The 15,651-nt window shown below is 58.1% G+C and carries 13 protein-coding genes; 10 read left to right on the top strand and 3 right to left on the bottom strand.

Annotated features, from left to right (window positions below):
* The first annotated feature begins 148 nt into the window (after positions 1-148).
* Positions 149-964 carry a polysaccharide biosynthesis UDP-hexose transferase UppL gene (gene uppL / locus CRO62_RS15170; protein WP_097103036.1) on the top strand — a complete coding sequence of 272 codons (816 nt, stop codon included), beginning with the start codon at positions 149-151 and terminating at the stop codon, positions 962-964.
* 530 nt (positions 965-1,494) lie between these two features.
* Here uppL and uppJ read toward each other — a convergent pair.
* Together uppJ and uppH are read right to left on the bottom strand one after the other, a co-directional pair.
* Complete coding sequence (gene uppJ / locus CRO62_RS15160) at positions 1,495-2,439, bottom strand: polysaccharide biosynthesis UDP-hexose transferase UppJ (RefSeq protein ID WP_097100777.1); 945 nt, start codon at positions 2,437-2,439, stop codon at positions 1,495-1,497.
* An 8-nt stretch (positions 2,440-2,447) separates the two neighbouring features.
* On the bottom strand, positions 2,448-3,359 hold the full coding sequence (uppH, locus tag CRO62_RS15155) for a polysaccharide biosynthesis endo-1,4-beta-xylanase UppH (RefSeq protein WP_013636689.1): 912 nt from the start codon (positions 3,357-3,359) through the stop codon (positions 2,448-2,450).
* 280 nt (positions 3,360-3,639) lie between these two features.
* On the opposite strand from uppH, the gene uppI reads away from it, so the two are divergent.
* Positions 3,640-4,710: a polysaccharide biosynthesis UDP-hexose transferase UppI gene (gene uppI, locus CRO62_RS15150; RefSeq protein ID WP_097100776.1), complete on the top strand. Its 1,071-nt coding sequence runs from the start codon at positions 3,640-3,642 to the stop codon at positions 4,708-4,710.
* Positions 4,711-4,712: 2 nt separating this feature from the next.
* Positions 4,713-5,792 (top strand): polysaccharide biosynthesis glycosyltransferase UppG, encoded by a 1,080-nt coding sequence (gene uppG / locus CRO62_RS15145; protein ID WP_097100775.1) that lies wholly within the window; start codon positions 4,713-4,715, stop codon positions 5,790-5,792.
* A 37-nt stretch (positions 5,793-5,829) separates the two neighbouring features.
* On the opposite strand, the gene CRO62_RS15140 is transcribed toward uppG, so the two are convergent.
* Positions 5,830-6,900 carry a GNAT family N-acetyltransferase gene (locus CRO62_RS15140; RefSeq protein WP_179784646.1) on the bottom strand — a complete coding sequence of 357 codons (1,071 nt, stop codon included), beginning with the start codon at positions 6,898-6,900 and terminating at the stop codon, positions 5,830-5,832.
* A gap of 499 nt (positions 6,901-7,399) precedes the next feature.
* On the opposite strand from CRO62_RS15140, the gene uppW reads away from it, so the two are divergent.
* From uppW to CRO62_RS15100, 7 genes are all read left to right on the top strand, one after another.
* Positions 7,400-8,815: a Wzy-type polysaccharide biosynthesis protein UppW gene (gene uppW, locus CRO62_RS15135; protein ID WP_097100774.1), complete on the top strand. Its 1,416-nt coding sequence runs from the start codon at positions 7,400-7,402 to the stop codon at positions 8,813-8,815.
* Between the two features lie 161 nt (positions 8,816-8,976).
* Positions 8,977-9,753: an ABC transporter ATP-binding protein gene (locus tag CRO62_RS15130; RefSeq protein ID WP_097100773.1), complete on the top strand. Its 777-nt coding sequence runs from the start codon at positions 8,977-8,979 to the stop codon at positions 9,751-9,753.
* A gap of 44 nt (positions 9,754-9,797) precedes the next feature.
* Positions 9,798-10,568 carry a transporter substrate-binding domain-containing protein gene (locus tag CRO62_RS15125; protein WP_097100772.1) on the top strand — a complete coding sequence of 257 codons (771 nt, stop codon included), beginning with the start codon at positions 9,798-9,800 and terminating at the stop codon, positions 10,566-10,568.
* A 22-nt stretch (positions 10,569-10,590) separates the two neighbouring features.
* Positions 10,591-11,313 (top strand): ABC transporter permease, encoded by a 723-nt coding sequence (locus CRO62_RS15120; RefSeq protein ID WP_013636682.1) that lies wholly within the window; start codon positions 10,591-10,593, stop codon positions 11,311-11,313.
* A 12-nt stretch (positions 11,314-11,325) separates the two neighbouring features.
* Positions 11,326-12,015, top strand: coding sequence for an ABC transporter permease (locus CRO62_RS15115; RefSeq protein WP_013636681.1), 690 nt, complete (start codon positions 11,326-11,328; stop codon positions 12,013-12,015).
* Between the two features lie 20 nt (positions 12,016-12,035).
* A complete protein-coding gene (locus CRO62_RS15110) occupies positions 12,036-12,950 on the top strand; it encodes a homocysteine S-methyltransferase family protein (RefSeq protein ID WP_080797879.1) in 915 nt (304 codons plus the stop codon).
* Between the two features lie 712 nt (positions 12,951-13,662).
* Positions 13,663-15,612, top strand: a complete 1,950-nt coding sequence (locus CRO62_RS15100) for a methyl-accepting chemotaxis protein (protein ID WP_097100771.1) — start codon at positions 13,663-13,665, stop codon at positions 15,610-15,612.
* Positions 15,613-15,651 lie beyond the last annotated feature (39 nt).

Raw genomic sequence — 15,651 nt, 5'->3', positions numbered from 1 at the left:
CAACCCCCGGGCGTATAATTGTTTGATTCAAGCTTCAGATTTATAAGAATATTAATGATAGTTATTCGTAGTGTTTGAAGCCTTATACCTTAATCCTATGCGTAAATATAACAGTGAAACGATGCCTATCTTGGACACCGGACAGAATATGACAGGGAGAGATGTCCCGCATGCGGAAGGGCCTGGCACACACTGGCCGGTTGTTCCGCTTGCGGCTTTGCCCATCACCGATGCGACCATCGAGGAGACGGCGCAGGATTTTATCCTGCGGGCGGAACGTGGACGCGCGGCCGGCGCAAAGCCGTTTTATTCAACATCGGCGAACGGTCAGGTCATCGCGCTCTGCCACCAAGACAAGGAATTCGAAGCACTGCTGCGGCAGGCGGACCAGATTCATGCCGACGGCATGTCGCTGGTGATCTTTTCCCGCCAGTTCTGCGTGAGGGCGCTGCGGGAACGTGTGGCGACGACGGATCTCGTTCATGCGGTGGCCCGGAGGGCTGAGGCGACCGGCACGCGGTTCTATTTTCTCGGCGGTTCCGAAGAGGTGAACCGCGCGGCGGTCGAGGAAATGCAAAAGCTCTATCCACGGCTTGTTTTTGCGGGTCGTCGCAATGGTTATTTCAAACCGGGCGACGAAGAGGCGATCCTTGCCGATATCGTCGCATCGCAGACCGATATTCTCTGGGTGGGCTTCGGCATACCGCTGGAGCAACGTTTCGTCGCGCGAAATCTCGACAGGCTTTCCGACATTGCGGTGATCAAGACCTGCGGCGGTCTGTTCGATTTTCTCGCGGGCAAGAACAGCAGGGCGCCACAATGGATGCAGGATATGGGGCTCGAATGGCTCTACAGGGCCATGCTTGAGCCGAGGCGTCTCGGCAAGCGCTACCTGCTGACCAATCCCATTGCCATATATTCGCTGCTGAAGCATCGCTACGGGTTCGGGGCCGGCAAGGTCTGAAATCTGCGCATTCTCGTTGATTTTTTACGGAATTGCCCCTGACCGTCTGGCCGGTTCAGTATCGATATCATGTGAGCGCATCTGCCGGCGCATGCAATCATCAGATCGAGCCGTGCTATATGAGATCGCTCTAACGTATCGGGGTGGAGGTGTCTTTCCGCCGAAAATCGTTGCAAGTGGGCGTAACGGCGGTACACTGAGCGGATATTACATATTTATTCGAATCAGAAATATATTGAGGACAGCGATGGTAATTACGTCCATTTCTCTTTTCGTATATGGGATTGGCACCGTTACTTCTCTTGCCATGACCTATATAGAAGGCGCCCGCCGCGACAAGGATTGGGACTTTTACCGGGTGACCGGTATCATCCTTTGTTTCTTCTGGCCGGTTCTTGTGCCGCTTCTCATTCTTGCAGCCGTTTTTTCGTCATTCGCTTCCCAGAAACGGCATGTGAATGGGATCTCTTTGCGCAGGGAAAAAACCCTGAGCTGAAAAGCTGATATTAACTGCCGGAACGAGCCCGCGTTCAGGCCTTTTTCGCCGGCGCCTTATAGGGCGTGAGCGTAATACCCAGGCTCGCCATGACGCGGCCGATGGACATCAGCGGTGGATGCGTGGCGGGCAGCAGCGCACCGGTTTTCAGGAATGCGGAAACGGCGCGGACCAGTGACAGGCACAGGCTGACGACGTTTTTGGCGGCAAGCAGCAGCCCGCCCTTCAGGCCGGGGCGTCGGGCGCGGTCGATGCTGTAATTGATGATGCCGGTTCGGAGCGAGCGCTCCATGATCCAGCGCGGCGCCATGCGGTTTTCCGGTACATATTCGATGATGAGGGCTTGAGCGTTCCAGGCGAATTTGAACCCCGCCTTTCGGCAACGGGTGAAGAAATCCATGTCGCCGCCGCCGAGGAAGTTGAACCGTACATCGAATTCCGGCTTTTCCAGCGTTTCGAAAACCCGCCTTGAGATCAGGCAATTGCCGGATCCATGGATTTGATCGACTACGCCGGTCGGCGCCTCGATGGAGCCGAACAGCGGGTGTGCCAGAACCGCCTTGGGTGCGGGCGCATCGAATTCGCGATCGACCGGCCCGCCGACGATATCGACGCCGAAGGATTTTGCGGCAGAGACCATTTCAGCGAGCCAGACGGGCGAGGCCGCTTCGTCATCATCGATCATCAGAAACCACTGCGCGGATGGATAGCTCTGCCGCGCCGTGCGGAATGCCGTGTTGATGGCGTAACAATTGCCCTGCGTCGGCTCGACCAGCGTCTGGCCCATCATTCCGCTCTCGGAGAAAAAAGCGCGCGCGACGGCCAGCCCCGCCTGGCCCGCGCCATCATTATCGACGACGACGATGGCGAAGGGGAAATCGACCTTCTGGGCTGCCAGCGAGTTCAGCGTCTTCTGCAAACCTGCCGGCCTGCGGAAACTCGGAATGCACACCACCGCTTCCGGCATGATTTCGGACATGGACACTCCTAAATTCCGGCAAGGGCTGCGGCGGAAAAAACGACGGCGCGCAGGCTTTGGCGCGGGCGATTGACAAATGTATCGGCAAGTGCCGAAAAGGCCTCGCGATAGCGCCGGGCGCGAAAGGCCTGCGCCACGGTATAGGCATTCATGTGATTTTCGGATTTGCGGCGAAGCCGGCGCAATTCCTGCGGCGCAATGGCGGCGACGATGGCGGGATCGGAAAACACCGCTTCGATCGCCGGTTCGCAATCCCGGAAAGTCAGAAGGCGGTTCATCATCACGCTCGTCCGGTGCACTCGGTAATCCAGCACGTGGCGGCCGGGCAGATAGGCGAAACGGCCGGAGGCAGCCAGCCGGCACCAGCCATACCAGTCTTCCGCATAACGCAATGTCTCGTCGAAACCGCCAAAATCCTGAAAGATGCGGGTCTTGACCAGCATGATGCCGCCATTGACGATGAAGTTTCCGCCCAAAAGCGGCTGAAGGATGAAACCATCAGGTTTTTCCCGCCGTCTGATGAGGTTGCGCCGCCCGATCTTAGCACCATTCTCATCAATGCGCTCATAATCACCGTAGACAGCAACGACATCCGGTCCGGAGATGCCGGCGCATAGCGCAGCAATGGCGCCCGGCTTCACGCGGTCGTCGGCATCGAGAAACATCGTCCATTCACCGCGCGCCTGCGACAGGCCGAAATTGCGCACGGCGGAAACGCCCTGCCGTCCCTGCGGACGGGCCAGCAGTTTTACGCGGGGATCGGCGAAACTTTGCACCTTTTGCGCCGTCGTGTCGGTGGAGCCGTCATCGACGACGAGCACTTCGCAAACGGTTTTCCCCTGAGACAAAACGCTTTCGATCGCTTCCACGATGTAACGCTCGCCGTTGCGAACGGGAATGACAATCGAAACGGAAACCAATATTTTTACTCCATCAGGGGCGGGTCAACAATTCTCACACTGAAGTTACTACCGGATTAAGCCGGCTTGCGCCAATTGTGACGTGGTATAGCGTCAGTTAACCTTGCAAATCTTTAATATCCTTTTGGCATGATCAAGATGTTATGTTTTGAGAATTAGAGCGCCGTGCGGCCATTGGGACGCATCAGCGACGTTCTGACAGTTGTGATATGCGCATCGTCCCCGTCGAAAATCGCTTCCGATTTTCAGGCCGATGCGCCGGGGTTGTGGAGGCGGGCGAATGCGGATCGGGCGGCGGAATTTTCTGGGTGGTGCTGCAAGCGCGGGCCTGTTGCATGCCATGGCCGGGCAGGGCGTTGCCGCGACCAGGAAAACCTCGACAAAGATTGCCCCTTACGGTGCGGCCATCTATCTGCCGGACCTTACCGCCGATAGCCGCATCGGCGAAGCGGTGGTCAAATATTGCTCGCGCATCACACCCGTTACTGAAATGAAATGGGAGGTCATGCGGCCTTCGGCAGACGTTTTCGATTTTGCCGCTGCCGATGCGCTTGCGAACTTCGCGCGCCAGAACAAACTCACCATGCATGGTCATCCACTTATCTGGTACGCTTCCAACGCGCCCTGGCTTGCCAGCATCGGCAGCGGCTCCAAGGTCGAGAAGTTGATGGAAACCCACATCGTCAAGGTGATGGAACGTTACAAGGACGTGATACACAGCTGGGATGTGGTCAATGAGCCTATCCCCGACGTGCCCGGCAATGTGCGCTCGCGCCGCGACGCCTGGTATTATGGCGCAGGCCCGGACGCCATCAAGAAGGCCTTTGACATCGCCCATTCCGTCGATCCGAAGGCCCAGCTCGTTCTCAACGAATATGATGTGGAATTTGCGGTCGAGAAATCGCCGGCCAAGCGCGCGGCCTTCCGTAATCTCATTCTCGAGCTGCTCGAGAAAGGCGCTCCGATCAACGCTATCGGCCTGCAGGGGCATCTGCGCGGTGGCTGGCCCATTGCGAAAGACGAGCTTGCCGCCTTTACCAAGGAAATGCGCAGTTATGGTCTTGCCGTTCTGGTGACGGAACTGGATGCGATGGACCAGACGCTTCCCGCCCCGGAAGCCGAGCGCGACATGCTGATAAACGGTCAGGTCCGCGATTTTCTCGAAGCGGCGTGCGAAGGCGGCCCGCTTTCCTCCATCACCACATGGGGCATTTCGGACCAATATACCTGGATCCGCTGGGCCTATCCCCGCCGGGATGGCACCGCGAACCGGCCGCTGCCGCTCGACTGGAGCTTCAACGAAAAACCCATGATGGCCGTCATCAATGAATTCCGGAACCGTGGTGCGTAATTATGACTGCTGAAATGCCGCTTCCTCCCGTACAAAAGGCGCTGCAAATCAATCTGCATCCCTTCGACGCACCGCATGCGGCCCTGACCGTTCCGCATCAGCTGCGGGTCTGGGGTGGGCAGGTGGATCGTATTCTCCTGACGGTGGATACCGGCCAGGTTGGAGCCGGCCGCTACAAGGGCAACGGTTTTGAGGCCGCCAGCAAACGCCTGTTTGACATGCTGGAGGAAATGCAGGCCAACTATCCGCATCTGCATGTGGATATTGCCGACTATAGCGATGCGGCGCGCAGTGCGGTGGCGGAGACGTTCTTTTCGCGCTCGCCGGTTCCCTATCCCGCCAAGGCTTTCGACGGCGGGCCGTTCCATGTTTATTTCCACGGGTTGAAACGTGCCAACGCCCGTTATGTGCTGCATATGGACAGCGACATGATGTTTGGCGGCGGCAGCCAGAGCTGGTTCAACGAAGCCATTGCGCTGCAGAAGGCCAATCCGGACGCGCTCTGCATCACGCCGTTTTCCGGGCCGCCGACCGTGCGCGGCGATCTCGATATCTCCCGCCATGTCGGCATGCCGGGGGTGAAGAACATTCCCGAACCGCGCAAGCTGCCGTCGCGCGTTCCCACATGGCGGTTCGCTACCGTTTCCACCCGCCTGTTCATGATCGACATGGACCGTTTCGCCAAGCGCATCGGCTCGCTCGAACTGCTGAGACCCGACGTCAAACGGCGCATCCGCTCCTATGCCTATAATCAGCAACCGGTCTCGATGCCCGCCGAAGAGGTGCTGAGCAACAACATGATGCGCATCGGCGTACACCGGCTTGATTTTCTTGGCACGGGCAAGGGCATGTATTCGCTACACCCGCCCTATCGCTCACCCGAGTTTTACGCGGCGCTGGGCTCCATCGTCGAGCGTATCGAAAAGGGCGACGTTCCCGAGGGCCAGCTCGGAGATTTCGATATCAACGGATCGATGGTGGACTGGTCGAGCGCGCTTGCGGCCAAGACGCGCTCCAAACGTTACGCGAAGGCGCTACGTCACCTGATTTCAGCGAATGTCCAGCGCTTCACCAGGGCATAGAAGGCTCGGCACTTTCTTCACCACCGGCGCAAGTGCCTTAGAAATCTGTGATGAGCTTGCTCCAGCTTTCCGAGCTTAGCCCGCCAATATAGATATCGCCGGCAAGCGCCCGATCCCTGAGGGCTTCATCCCGGGTGGCCATGCAGAAATAACCGCGATGATGGAAGGTCACGTGGTTCTGACGGTAAAGCGCGTTCATGAGAAACGGCTGCGACATGCCGGTGACATGGGCATAGTTCTCATCGTCGAAATGGCGGAACAGCGCGCCGAGGACGTCGTTTTCGCGGCCGGCATCGCAGACGAGATTCAGCACATAGGCGGTCCGTCCCGCTTTACCGAAAAACAGGGCAGCGCCGATGATGCGGCCTTCGGCATTTTCGATCGCCAGGCTGCTCAATTCACCAAGGGTGCCGTTGGTTTTGCTCATTTCGATCAGCCAGTGGAATTCCTCATGGGACCATTCCGGGCGGACGGAAAAACGCTCGATCATTGTCAGCGCGTTGCGGCGGAAAGTTTCGAAATCCACCGGTCTGACCGTGGTGCCGGCAACTTCATTGGGCCTTATGCCCTTTTTCCACGATCGCAGGATACGGTCGACAAATCCAAGCGCCATAAGTCCGGGCCTGGATTTGACCACTTGCGAACGGCGCGGCATGCGCAGGGCAATCGCGCTGAAAGGCTTGAGCGCCTTGTGCCATTGCAGGCTTTCCATCGGCAACATGCTGCCGCCGATCGCAAGCCAATGATCGGCGCTGACGGGGGAGGCCGTGTCCGAAAACAGCATATCGTGTTTCGTCGCCCGCATGCCGCGGGACAGGCGCGCGGCGCCGAGCGCGCCGAGTTTTCCTTTCGACGCGAAAGCACATAACAATCTTGCGGTAATGGGTTTTCCGTTCGCGACAAACCGCATGGGGACGGCAAGGATAACGCTGGTAACCCCGCTCTCTCCCGCATCGTAGACAACGCTGCCGTATTCGGGATCAAAGACAGGACTGCTGAAAAACAATGTTTCGACGTAAGCGCCGAAGTCGAAGTTTCTATCACGCCCGGTCTTCTTGAACGCGCTGTTGAGCACAACCTCGACAGCCGGGACATCGTCCCTGCGCATGGGTCGAACGCCGGGCGCAGCTGGCTGAACCGGGCGTTGTGCCGCCCCTTCGTTGTTGCTATCGTCCATATTGGTGTGTATCGGAACGTCCACCGTCGGTTTCCAGCTTTTTATGCGTTTATTAAATCAACAAGCCAAAGATATATCCAGAGTTGTTAATATACGTTAAACAGAATTTCGGATCATCACCCCAGTATATTCTTAACGTATCTAAATATCTCTGTCGTCAAATAGATATAAGCAACCTTTACGAGGGCGCATGTCCAGCCAATAATAGGGAAATCAGCAACTTAAATTTGACAGATGAAGTTTGGTATGGTCGAGATTTACCCTTATCCATATGTTGACTTCGAAAATCAGGTTCCGTTTCATTTTCCCGGGTTTCATTCCTCTATGATGGAATTACTATTCCTCCGTGTATTATGAATAACTAAAAAATAGGGTTTTGGCAGGATATTCATGTTACCGAGACGAAGCATCGGGTACGATGTGAGAACGTATGGAAAAAGGTAGAGAAAATTACCTGATGGATGCAGCGCATGATGAGCAGGCGAGTGTCGCCTGGCGGAATGCACTGTTTTATGTGACGTTCTTTTATTTCACGGTCGGCTTCTCGCCCTATATCTCACTTTCCTCGACCTATCTGGGGTCCGCCATGGCGGCCGGATCCAACCTTCTCAACCAGCTCACCGCGATCATCCTGCTCATCAGTTTCGTGGTGTTCATGGCAAAGGAGCGGTCGTCTTCCATCGTCTTTACGCCGCGTTTGCTGATGCTCGCGATCTTCGGCTGGTATATCTTCACCTCGATGGTGGGCGGCGCACCGGTGTTTTCGCTGCGGCGGCTTGTCATGTGCGCCATCATCTGCGTGCTTGCCAGCTGCTTCCTGCAATTGCCGCGCACCGAGCGGCATTTCACCACGCTGCTTGCCACATGCGTGCTGATCATCCTGTTCCTCTGTTATTTCGGCGTTGCTGTCCTGCCGTCGCGGTCGATCCATCAGGCAAGCGATGCGCTGGAGCCGCTCCTTGCAGGCAACTGGCGCGGGGTCTTCCGCCACAAGAACGAGGCAGCCTCGATCATGGCGGTGCTGATGATCGTCGGGATTTATCTGTGCAAGCGCTGGTCCCTTATCGGCGGCCTGGCGGTGCTGTTGCTGTCGTTGATCTTTCTCGTCAAGTCGGGTGGCAAGACGGCGCTCGGCCTGATGCCTATCATCATCGCCACGGGCTGGTTCATCGTTGGCTGGCCAAGATGGCGTTACGCTGTTGTGACCGTGCTTCTGGGAACCTTCGCCGTGGTGATCGTCGGCACGACCGTTGATCCGGTCTTTTCACAGATGCTGACGAAACTGGGGATCGACGCCAGTTTCACCGGCAGAACCGATATCTGGACCGTCTCCATAGATTATATCCGCCAAAGCCCGATCGTCGGATACGGCTACCAGGCCTTCTGGCGCAGCGACACCCTGATGACGAGCTTCACCGAGAACAATACCTGGGCAACGACGGCGCCGGATTCCCACAATGGCTATTTCGACCTTGTGCTTGGCGGCGGCGTGCCAGGTCTTATTCTGGTGCTGACGTGGATTTGTCTGATGCCGCTTCGCGATCTCGGCAAGATGGATGAGGCCACGCGCAAAAGCCCGCTGACGAAGCTCTATGTCGGCGTCTGGCTTTATGTCCTGCTCTACGGCTTTCTGGAAACGATGTTCTTCCTCAGTACCGGTTTCGTCTGGTTTTTCCTCGTCGTTGCCGTGATGGGCCTGCGTTTGCAGGCGAATGCCAGCCTTGTCGAGGATGAGGCGCAGGCGGAACCGCAATTGGCCCTGACTGGCAGTAACGCGGCCAGCGTGGCGAGGCGCATCAGGGGCAAATCGCGCAGATCGTTGCTCGCAGATGATATTTTGAAATGATTTTTCGTTTCAAATGTGTAAAAGAGCCTGATATTGCGCGCGTTTGCAGCGGGTTTCGCTAAACATGCGTGGCTTAAGTCTTTGTTGTTATGCATGTCCTGTCGCAAAACCGCTCCGCATTTTGCTCGACACGCAATGAACCGGATCGGCAAGGTCAATAAATGGCAGATACAGGCGCCTGTGCGCTCGAAGCGGATGACATCCACAAGAGCTTCGGCACCCACGAAGTTTTGAAGGGCGTTTCGCTGAAGGCCCACAAAGGCGATGTCATATCGATCATCGGCTCGTCCGGTTCCGGCAAGAGTACCTTCCTGCGCTGCATCAACTTTCTCGAAACGCCGGATCGCGGCCGGGTCATCGTCAATGGCGAGGAGATCGCCATGAAGACCGGCAGGGACGGCAAGGCCGTGCCGAAAAGCTGGCGGCAAGTGGAAAAGCTGCGGACCGGGCTTGGCATGGTGTTCCAGAATTTCAATCTCTGGGCCCATCGCACCGTTCTGGAAAATGTCATCGAGGCGCCAGTTCACGTTCTCGGCGTCAAGCGGCAGGAGGCGGTGGAAAAGGCCGAAGCCCTGCTGAACAAGGTTGGCCTTTACGACAAGAAAAATGCCTATCCGGCGTTCCTTTCCGGCGGGCAGCAGCAGCGCGCCGCGATTGCGCGCGCGCTCTGCGTGGAGCCGGCGGTGATGCTGTTCGACGAACCCACCTCGGCGCTTGATCCGGAACTCGTGGGCGAGGTGCTGAAGGTCATCCGCGATCTGGCCGAGGAAGGCCGCACCATGCTGCTCGTTACCCACGAGATGCGCTTTGCGCGCGATGTTTCCACCGAGGTGATGTTTCTGCATCAGGGCCGTGTGGAGGAGGCGGGGCCACCGGCGCAGGTGTTCGGCAATCCCGCAAGCGCCCGTTGCAGGGAGTTTACCGGCGCGCTGGCGTGATGGCCGTTTCGCTTCGCCGTTTGTTTTAACAGGAGAGACTTTAAATGAAATTCTTCGCCACGCTGCTTGCCGGAACGGCATTTGCGGTTTCCGCCCTCACCGCCAGCGCCGATGTCCGCTTCGGCATCATGAATGAATCCTACCCGCCCTTCTTCGCCAAGGATGCCAGCGGCAAGTGGCAGGGCTGGGAAATCGATCTCATGGACGCCGTCTGCGCGGAAATGAAGGAAAAATGCTCGATCGTCGAGCTTTCCTGGGATGGCCTCATCCCGGCGCTGCAGACGAAGAAGTTCGATGTCATCTGGTCGTCCATGTCCAACACGGAAGAGCGCGAGAAGGTCATCGATTTCACCAACAAATATTACAACACGCCGAGCAAGCTGATCGGCGCCAAGGATGGCAAGCCGGGTGCGGCGCCGGAAGACGTCAAGGGCAAGACCATCGGTATTCAGGTCGCGACCATCCAGTCCGAATATTACAAGAAATATTTCGCTGCTGTCGCTGACGAAAAGACCTATCAGACGCTGGACGAGGCGTTTCAGGATCTCGCAGCCGGCCGTATCGACTATGTGTTCGGTGACTCGCTCGTTCTCGATGCCTTCGTGAAGAGCGATGCCGGCAAGGATTGCTGCGCCGACATGGGCAACGTTGCGGATGACAAGGAAATCCTCGGCCTTGGCGTTTCCGGCGGCCTGCGCAAGGACGACACCGAACTGAAGAACAAGCTGAACGCTGCTCTCGCCGCCGTTCGCGCCAGCGGGAAGTATGACGAGATCACCAAGAAATACTTCAGCTTCGATATCTACGGTAAGTAATTTCTCCTGACCGGTCACGTAAATGGCAAGCCTTGAAACCACGCTGCAACTGCTGTCACCCTATCCTCCGGGATGGGGCGGCACCCTTTTGAAGGGTGCGGCGTCGACGCTTGCCATTTCCGCCGGTGCCTATCTGATCGGCATCGTCATCGGGCTTGCCGGTGCACTCGGCAAGCTCTCCGGCAACAGGCCGCTTGGCCTTCTGCTCAATCTCTACACGACGGCAATCCGCGCCGTTCCCGAACTGATCCTCATCGTCGGGCTTTATTATGCCGGCACTGATGGGCTGAACCGGCTGCTGCAACTGGCAGGCCTGCCGCCTTTGGAAGTCAACGGTTTCGTTGCCGCCGTCGCGGTTCTGGGTTTCGTGCAGGGTGCCTATATGACCGAGGTGCTGCGCGGTGCGATCCTTGCCATTCCGAACGGGCAGATCGAGGCGGCGCGCGCCTTCGGCATGTCGCCGGCCTTGCGTTTCCGCCGTGTGGTCTTGCCGGCACTGTTGCCAAACGCCCTGCCGGGCCTTGCCAATCTCTGGCTTGCGGTAACGAAGGATAGCGCGCTGGTGGCGGTCGTCGGTTATCAGGAACTGGCGCTTGCGACACGGCTGGCGGGCGCCAGCACCAAGCAATATTTCCTGTTCTTTCTTGCCGCAGCCCTGCTTTACCTTGCCATTACGCTGGTTTCCAACCTCGTCTTTTCGCTGCTGGAACGCCGTGTGCGGCGCGGCCAGCCGGCCTTGGCCTGAAGGGGAAGCGGCATGGATTTTTCATGGATCGCCAAATATTGGCCGCTGCTTCTGTCCGGTGCCTGGCAAACGCTGGCGCTGCTTGTCATCTCCGTCAGCATTGGTTTTCTTCTCGCCATCGGGCTTGCCTTCGCGCAGGTCAGCGGCGGGCGGGTGACGAAAATTCTGGCGCGCGCCTATTGCACCTTCTTTCGCGGCACACCGCTTTTGATCCAGCTCTGGCTGCTTTATTATGGTGTCGGCTCGTTTCTGCCGATGATCCCCGGCTTACGTCAGAGTTTCATGTGGCCGGTGCTGCGCGAGGGCTTCTTTTTCGCCGCCGTCAGCTTCACGTTGAACTACGCGGCCTATGAGGCTGAGGTTCTGCGCGGCGCGTTGCTGGCCGTGCCAAAGGGCGAGCTTGAGGCGGGCCGGGCTTTCGGCATGGGCCGTTTCACCCTTATTCGCCGTATATGGCTGCCGCGCGCGATCCGCATCGCGCTGCCGACGATTGCCGGCGAGGTGGTGATGCAGCTCAAAGCGACGCCGCTTGCCTTCACCGTGACGGTGATGGACCTTTACGCCGTCGCCTACAAGGTGCGGCAGGACACGCTGCTCGTCTATGAGCCGCTGATCGTCGTCACCGTCTTTTACCTCATTCTCACCGCCATCATCGCCCGCTGTTTCGGTCTCATCGAACAGCAGGTGCCGGTCCGGCGGTAAACCGTTCAAGGAGCATGAACATGGGCACTATCCGTATTCTCGACGGCGGCATGAGCCGCGAATTGCAGCGGCTCGGCGCCGAGCTGAAACAGCCGGAATGGTCGGCGCTGGCGCTCATCAATTCACCTGATATCGTGCGGCAGGTGCATCAGGAATTCATCGAGGCTGGTGCCGATGTCGTCACCACCAATTCCTATGCGCTGGTGCCGTTCCATATTGGCGAGGAGCGTTTCCAGAAGGATGGCGCATCGCTGATCGCTCTTTCCGGCAGGCTGGCACGCGAGGCAGCGGATGCCTCCGGCCGCGACGTGTTGGTGGCCGGTTCGCTGCCGCCGATCTTCGGCTCCTATGAGCCGCAGAATTTCGATGCAACGCGGGTGCAGGACTATCTGAAGGTGCTGGTGGATAATCTCGCGCCCTCCGTCGATGTCTGGCTGGGTGAGACGCTGAGCCTGATCGCCGAAGGCGAGGCGGTGCGGGAAGCCGTGGCCGCAACCGGCAAACCGTTCTGGATTTCCTTCACGTTGAACGACGATGCGGCTGCGACAGGCGGCGGCGAGCCTGCGCTGCGCTCCGGTGAAACGGTAAAGGCGGCGGCCGAATGGGCGGCGCAATCTGGTGCTGCGGCCTTGCTGTTCAATTGCAGCAAGCCGGAAATCATGAAAGCCGCTGTGGAAACGGCATCCGCCGTCTTCGCGGAAAAGGGCGTATCGCTGGAAATCGGCGTTTATGCCAATGCCTTCGAAGGCGAGCAGGGCGATTCCGCCGCCAATGAAGGCCTGCATGGCACCCGCACCGACCTGACCGACGATGTCTATTCGCGTTTCGCGTGCTCCTGGGCGGATGCGGGCGCGACCATGATCGGCGGCTGCTGCGGTATCGGCGCTGCCCATATCCACACGGTTGCGACGGCGCTGCGCCGCGCGGCTGCCTGACGTATTCGACACCGCTTTAGCGCCAATATCCGCAATGGATGCGGCAGGCTCGATTCCTGCCGCATTTTTTGTGCGTGGCCATTGACCTCAACTATAGTTGAGGAATTATCAGGGAGTGGAACCTTACCGAAGGACGTTCCATCAGCGATTTGCCCGGTTTGGTTTTGCGACCACCTATCGCGATATCGCCGTGGCATTCGCCATCATGGCCAGCCTTGCCGCAAATCATTCAGCGATGGGCGATGCTGCGAAAGCCGTGGCCTTTTGCCCAAAATGGATGACGCGCACTCCTCGACGTTGTCATCGATGGATTGGGCGGGGAGAGCCGGCGCCGTCCACATTTTTGCCGGCCAATATTTCCCGCGTCCTTGCGAGCATGAAGAAATTGTAAAGTATTTAACTATAACTATTCGCAAGAAAACTAATGAAGCACGGCTTTGGAACAATCGGTTCTCTTGCGTGTTTTTTTCGAAATGCGGCCCGGCGTTTCCGCCTGTTGGCGAGGCTGTCGTGCCGCCCGCGGAATGGTGACCTGTCCGTATTTGAAGGGGCAGGCCGGCGTTCTTCGGCGCATGCATGATGCAGTTGCGGTTAGAGCCGATGATACGGCTACCGAAGCCTTGATGATCGAGGTACGCGACGTGCAATGTCAGTCTTGCCGAACACCTCCGGCACGGGGAAGGAGCGGTATTCATGCCTTGAGGTTTCCCCCGTGTCCTTTCTTCAAAATGCCAGTATCCGCACCAAGATCCTGTCGCTCATTCTCCCGCTCTGCATTGTCGGCCTTGGTGCTACTGCCTTCATGGGCAGCCGCTACAAGGAAGCGGACAACGCCTATTCAGATTTCATCGCCACTGACAACGCCGCACTGGTGGAGCTTGCACGCGCCAACCGTAACCTTCAGGCTATGGCTTATGGTGCCTATCAAGTGATGGCTTATGACGCCAGTACTGCGGGCTTCAAGACCGTCAGGCAGGAATATGAAACGGACAAGGCCGCATTGATCTCGCGCCTGAACCAGGTAAAGGCTATTTTCCCCGAGGAAACGGTGGCCTTGGATGGGCTTTTGAAACAGGCTCAGGGTATTGTCGCGATCACCGACAAGGCTGTTGAACTCGGCACTGCCACTCGCAATGAGGAGTCTTTTGCCGAGCTTCTAAAGGCTGACGCCGTGATCCGCTCCACCGGAAATGAAATGGCCCTCCTCCTCGACAAGCTCTCGAAAGGCGTAGTCAAGGGAAGCGACGATCTGACGGATCAGACCAATTCGACCATCCTGACGTCGTTGATGGTTGTTGGTATTGTTTTCGCGATGGGCATCATCGTTGCGATTTTCGTTGCATCGCGAGGCATCACCACACCGATCGCCCGTCTGCGCGAGCGGATGACATCGCTTGCTGGCGGTGAGACCACGGCTGAAATCGACGGCACTGGCCGCAAGGACGAGGTTGGCCAGATGGCTGCCGCCGTTCAGGTGTTCCGTGAAAATGCGATCGAGCGCATTCGTCTCGAGCAGGAAACCGAAGCCAATCGCAGCCTTTCGGAAAAGGAACGCATCGAGCGCGAGCAGCAGAAGGCCAAGGAAGCTGCCGACGTCAAATTTGCCGTCGACAATCTTGCTACCGGTCTTTCGAAGCTTTCGGATGGCGATGTGTCCTACCGCATCGGCCAGCCGTTCACGGCGACACTCGACGGTGTTCGCAACGACTTCAACATGTCCGCCGAAAAGCTGCAATCGGCATTGACCCGGGTTGCGCAGAATGCCGGTGGCATCGGCGCGGGCGCAAACGAGATCAAATCGGCCGCCGACGATCTGGCCAAGCGTACCGAACAGCAGGCCGCAGCCGTGGAAGAAACCGCTGCCGCTCTGGAAGAGATCACCACGACAGTGAAGGATTCCACCAAGCGAGCGCAGGAAGCCGGCCTGATCGTCAGCCGTGCCAAGGCGGGTGCCGAACAATCCGGCGAGGTGGTACGCCGCGCCGTGGTCGCCATGGAGCAGATCTCCAAATCCGCCAACGAGATCAGCAACATCATCGGCGTGATCGATGAAATCGCCTTCCAGACGAACCTTCTTGCGCTCAATGCGGGCGTGGAAGCCGCGCGTGCAGGTGAGGCGGGCAAGGGCTTTGCCGTCGTCGCACAGGAGGTGCGCGAGCTTGCGCAACGCTCCGCCAATGCGGCCAAGGAAATCAAGGCGCTGATCACCACCTCGAACGATCAGGTGCAGCAGGGCGTTCAGCTGGTGGGCGACACCGGCAGGGCACTGGCGACGATCGTATCGGAAGTGCAGGAAATCAACCGGCACGTCGTCTCCATCGTGGAATCCGCGCAGGAGCAATCCTCCGGCCTCCAGCAGATCAATACCGCGGTCAACCAGATGGACCAGGACACGCAGAAAAATGCTGCCATGGTGGAAGAGACCAACGCCGCCAGCCACAATCTGGCCAAGGAGGTAGCTTCGCTCAACCAGCTTCTCGCGCAGTTCAAGCTCGCCGATACCGCCTATCAGCAGAAGAGCCAGGCCGCTCCGGTTCGCAATGCCGGCGGCAACGACAAATACGTGGCATCCCCCGTACGCGCGCTTGGCCGCAAGATTGCATCCGCATTCTCTGGCAACGCTGCTGTCGATACGTCAAAGGACGACTGGCAGGAGTTTTGATCGGCGATCGGTCAACGACATGAGCTTCGGCGGGGGATA

Source organism: Rhizobium sp. AN6A (assembly GCF_900215635.1).
Classification (GTDB): Bacteria; Pseudomonadota; Alphaproteobacteria; order Rhizobiales; family Rhizobiaceae; genus Agrobacterium; species Agrobacterium tumefaciens.
This window is presented reverse-complemented; position numbering and strand designations above follow the sequence as displayed.

Bases quoted from the DNA above. Each gene is read 5' to 3' on its own strand.
- CRO62_RS15110 (WP_080797879.1), top strand. From the start codon at position 12,036: ATGGGCACTATCCGTATTCTCGACGGCGGCATGAGCCGCGAATTGCAG.
- uppI (WP_097100776.1), top strand. From the start codon at position 3,640: ATGCGGATCGGGCGGCGGAATTTTCTGGGTGGTGCTGCAAGCGCGGGC.
- uppL (WP_097103036.1), top strand. From the start codon at position 149: ATGACAGGGAGAGATGTCCCGCATGCGGAAGGGCCTGGCACACACTGG.
- CRO62_RS15130 (WP_097100773.1), top strand. From the start codon at position 8,977: ATGGCAGATACAGGCGCCTGTGCGCTCGAAGCGGATGACATCCACAAG.
- uppG (WP_097100775.1), top strand. From the start codon at position 4,713: ATGACTGCTGAAATGCCGCTTCCTCCCGTACAAAAGGCGCTGCAAATC.
- CRO62_RS15120 (WP_013636682.1), top strand. From the start codon at position 10,591: ATGGCAAGCCTTGAAACCACGCTGCAACTGCTGTCACCCTATCCTCCG.
- CRO62_RS15140 (WP_179784646.1), bottom strand. From the start codon at position 6,900: ATGCGCAGGGACGATGTCCCGGCTGTCGAGGTTGTGCTCAACAGCGCG.
- CRO62_RS15115 (WP_013636681.1), top strand. From the start codon at position 11,326: ATGGATTTTTCATGGATCGCCAAATATTGGCCGCTGCTTCTGTCCGGT.
- CRO62_RS15125 (WP_097100772.1), top strand. From the start codon at position 9,798: ATGAAATTCTTCGCCACGCTGCTTGCCGGAACGGCATTTGCGGTTTCC.
- uppW (WP_097100774.1), top strand. From the start codon at position 7,400: ATGGAAAAAGGTAGAGAAAATTACCTGATGGATGCAGCGCATGATGAG.
- uppJ (WP_097100777.1), bottom strand. From the start codon at position 2,439: ATGTCCGAAATCATGCCGGAAGCGGTGGTGTGCATTCCGAGTTTCCGC.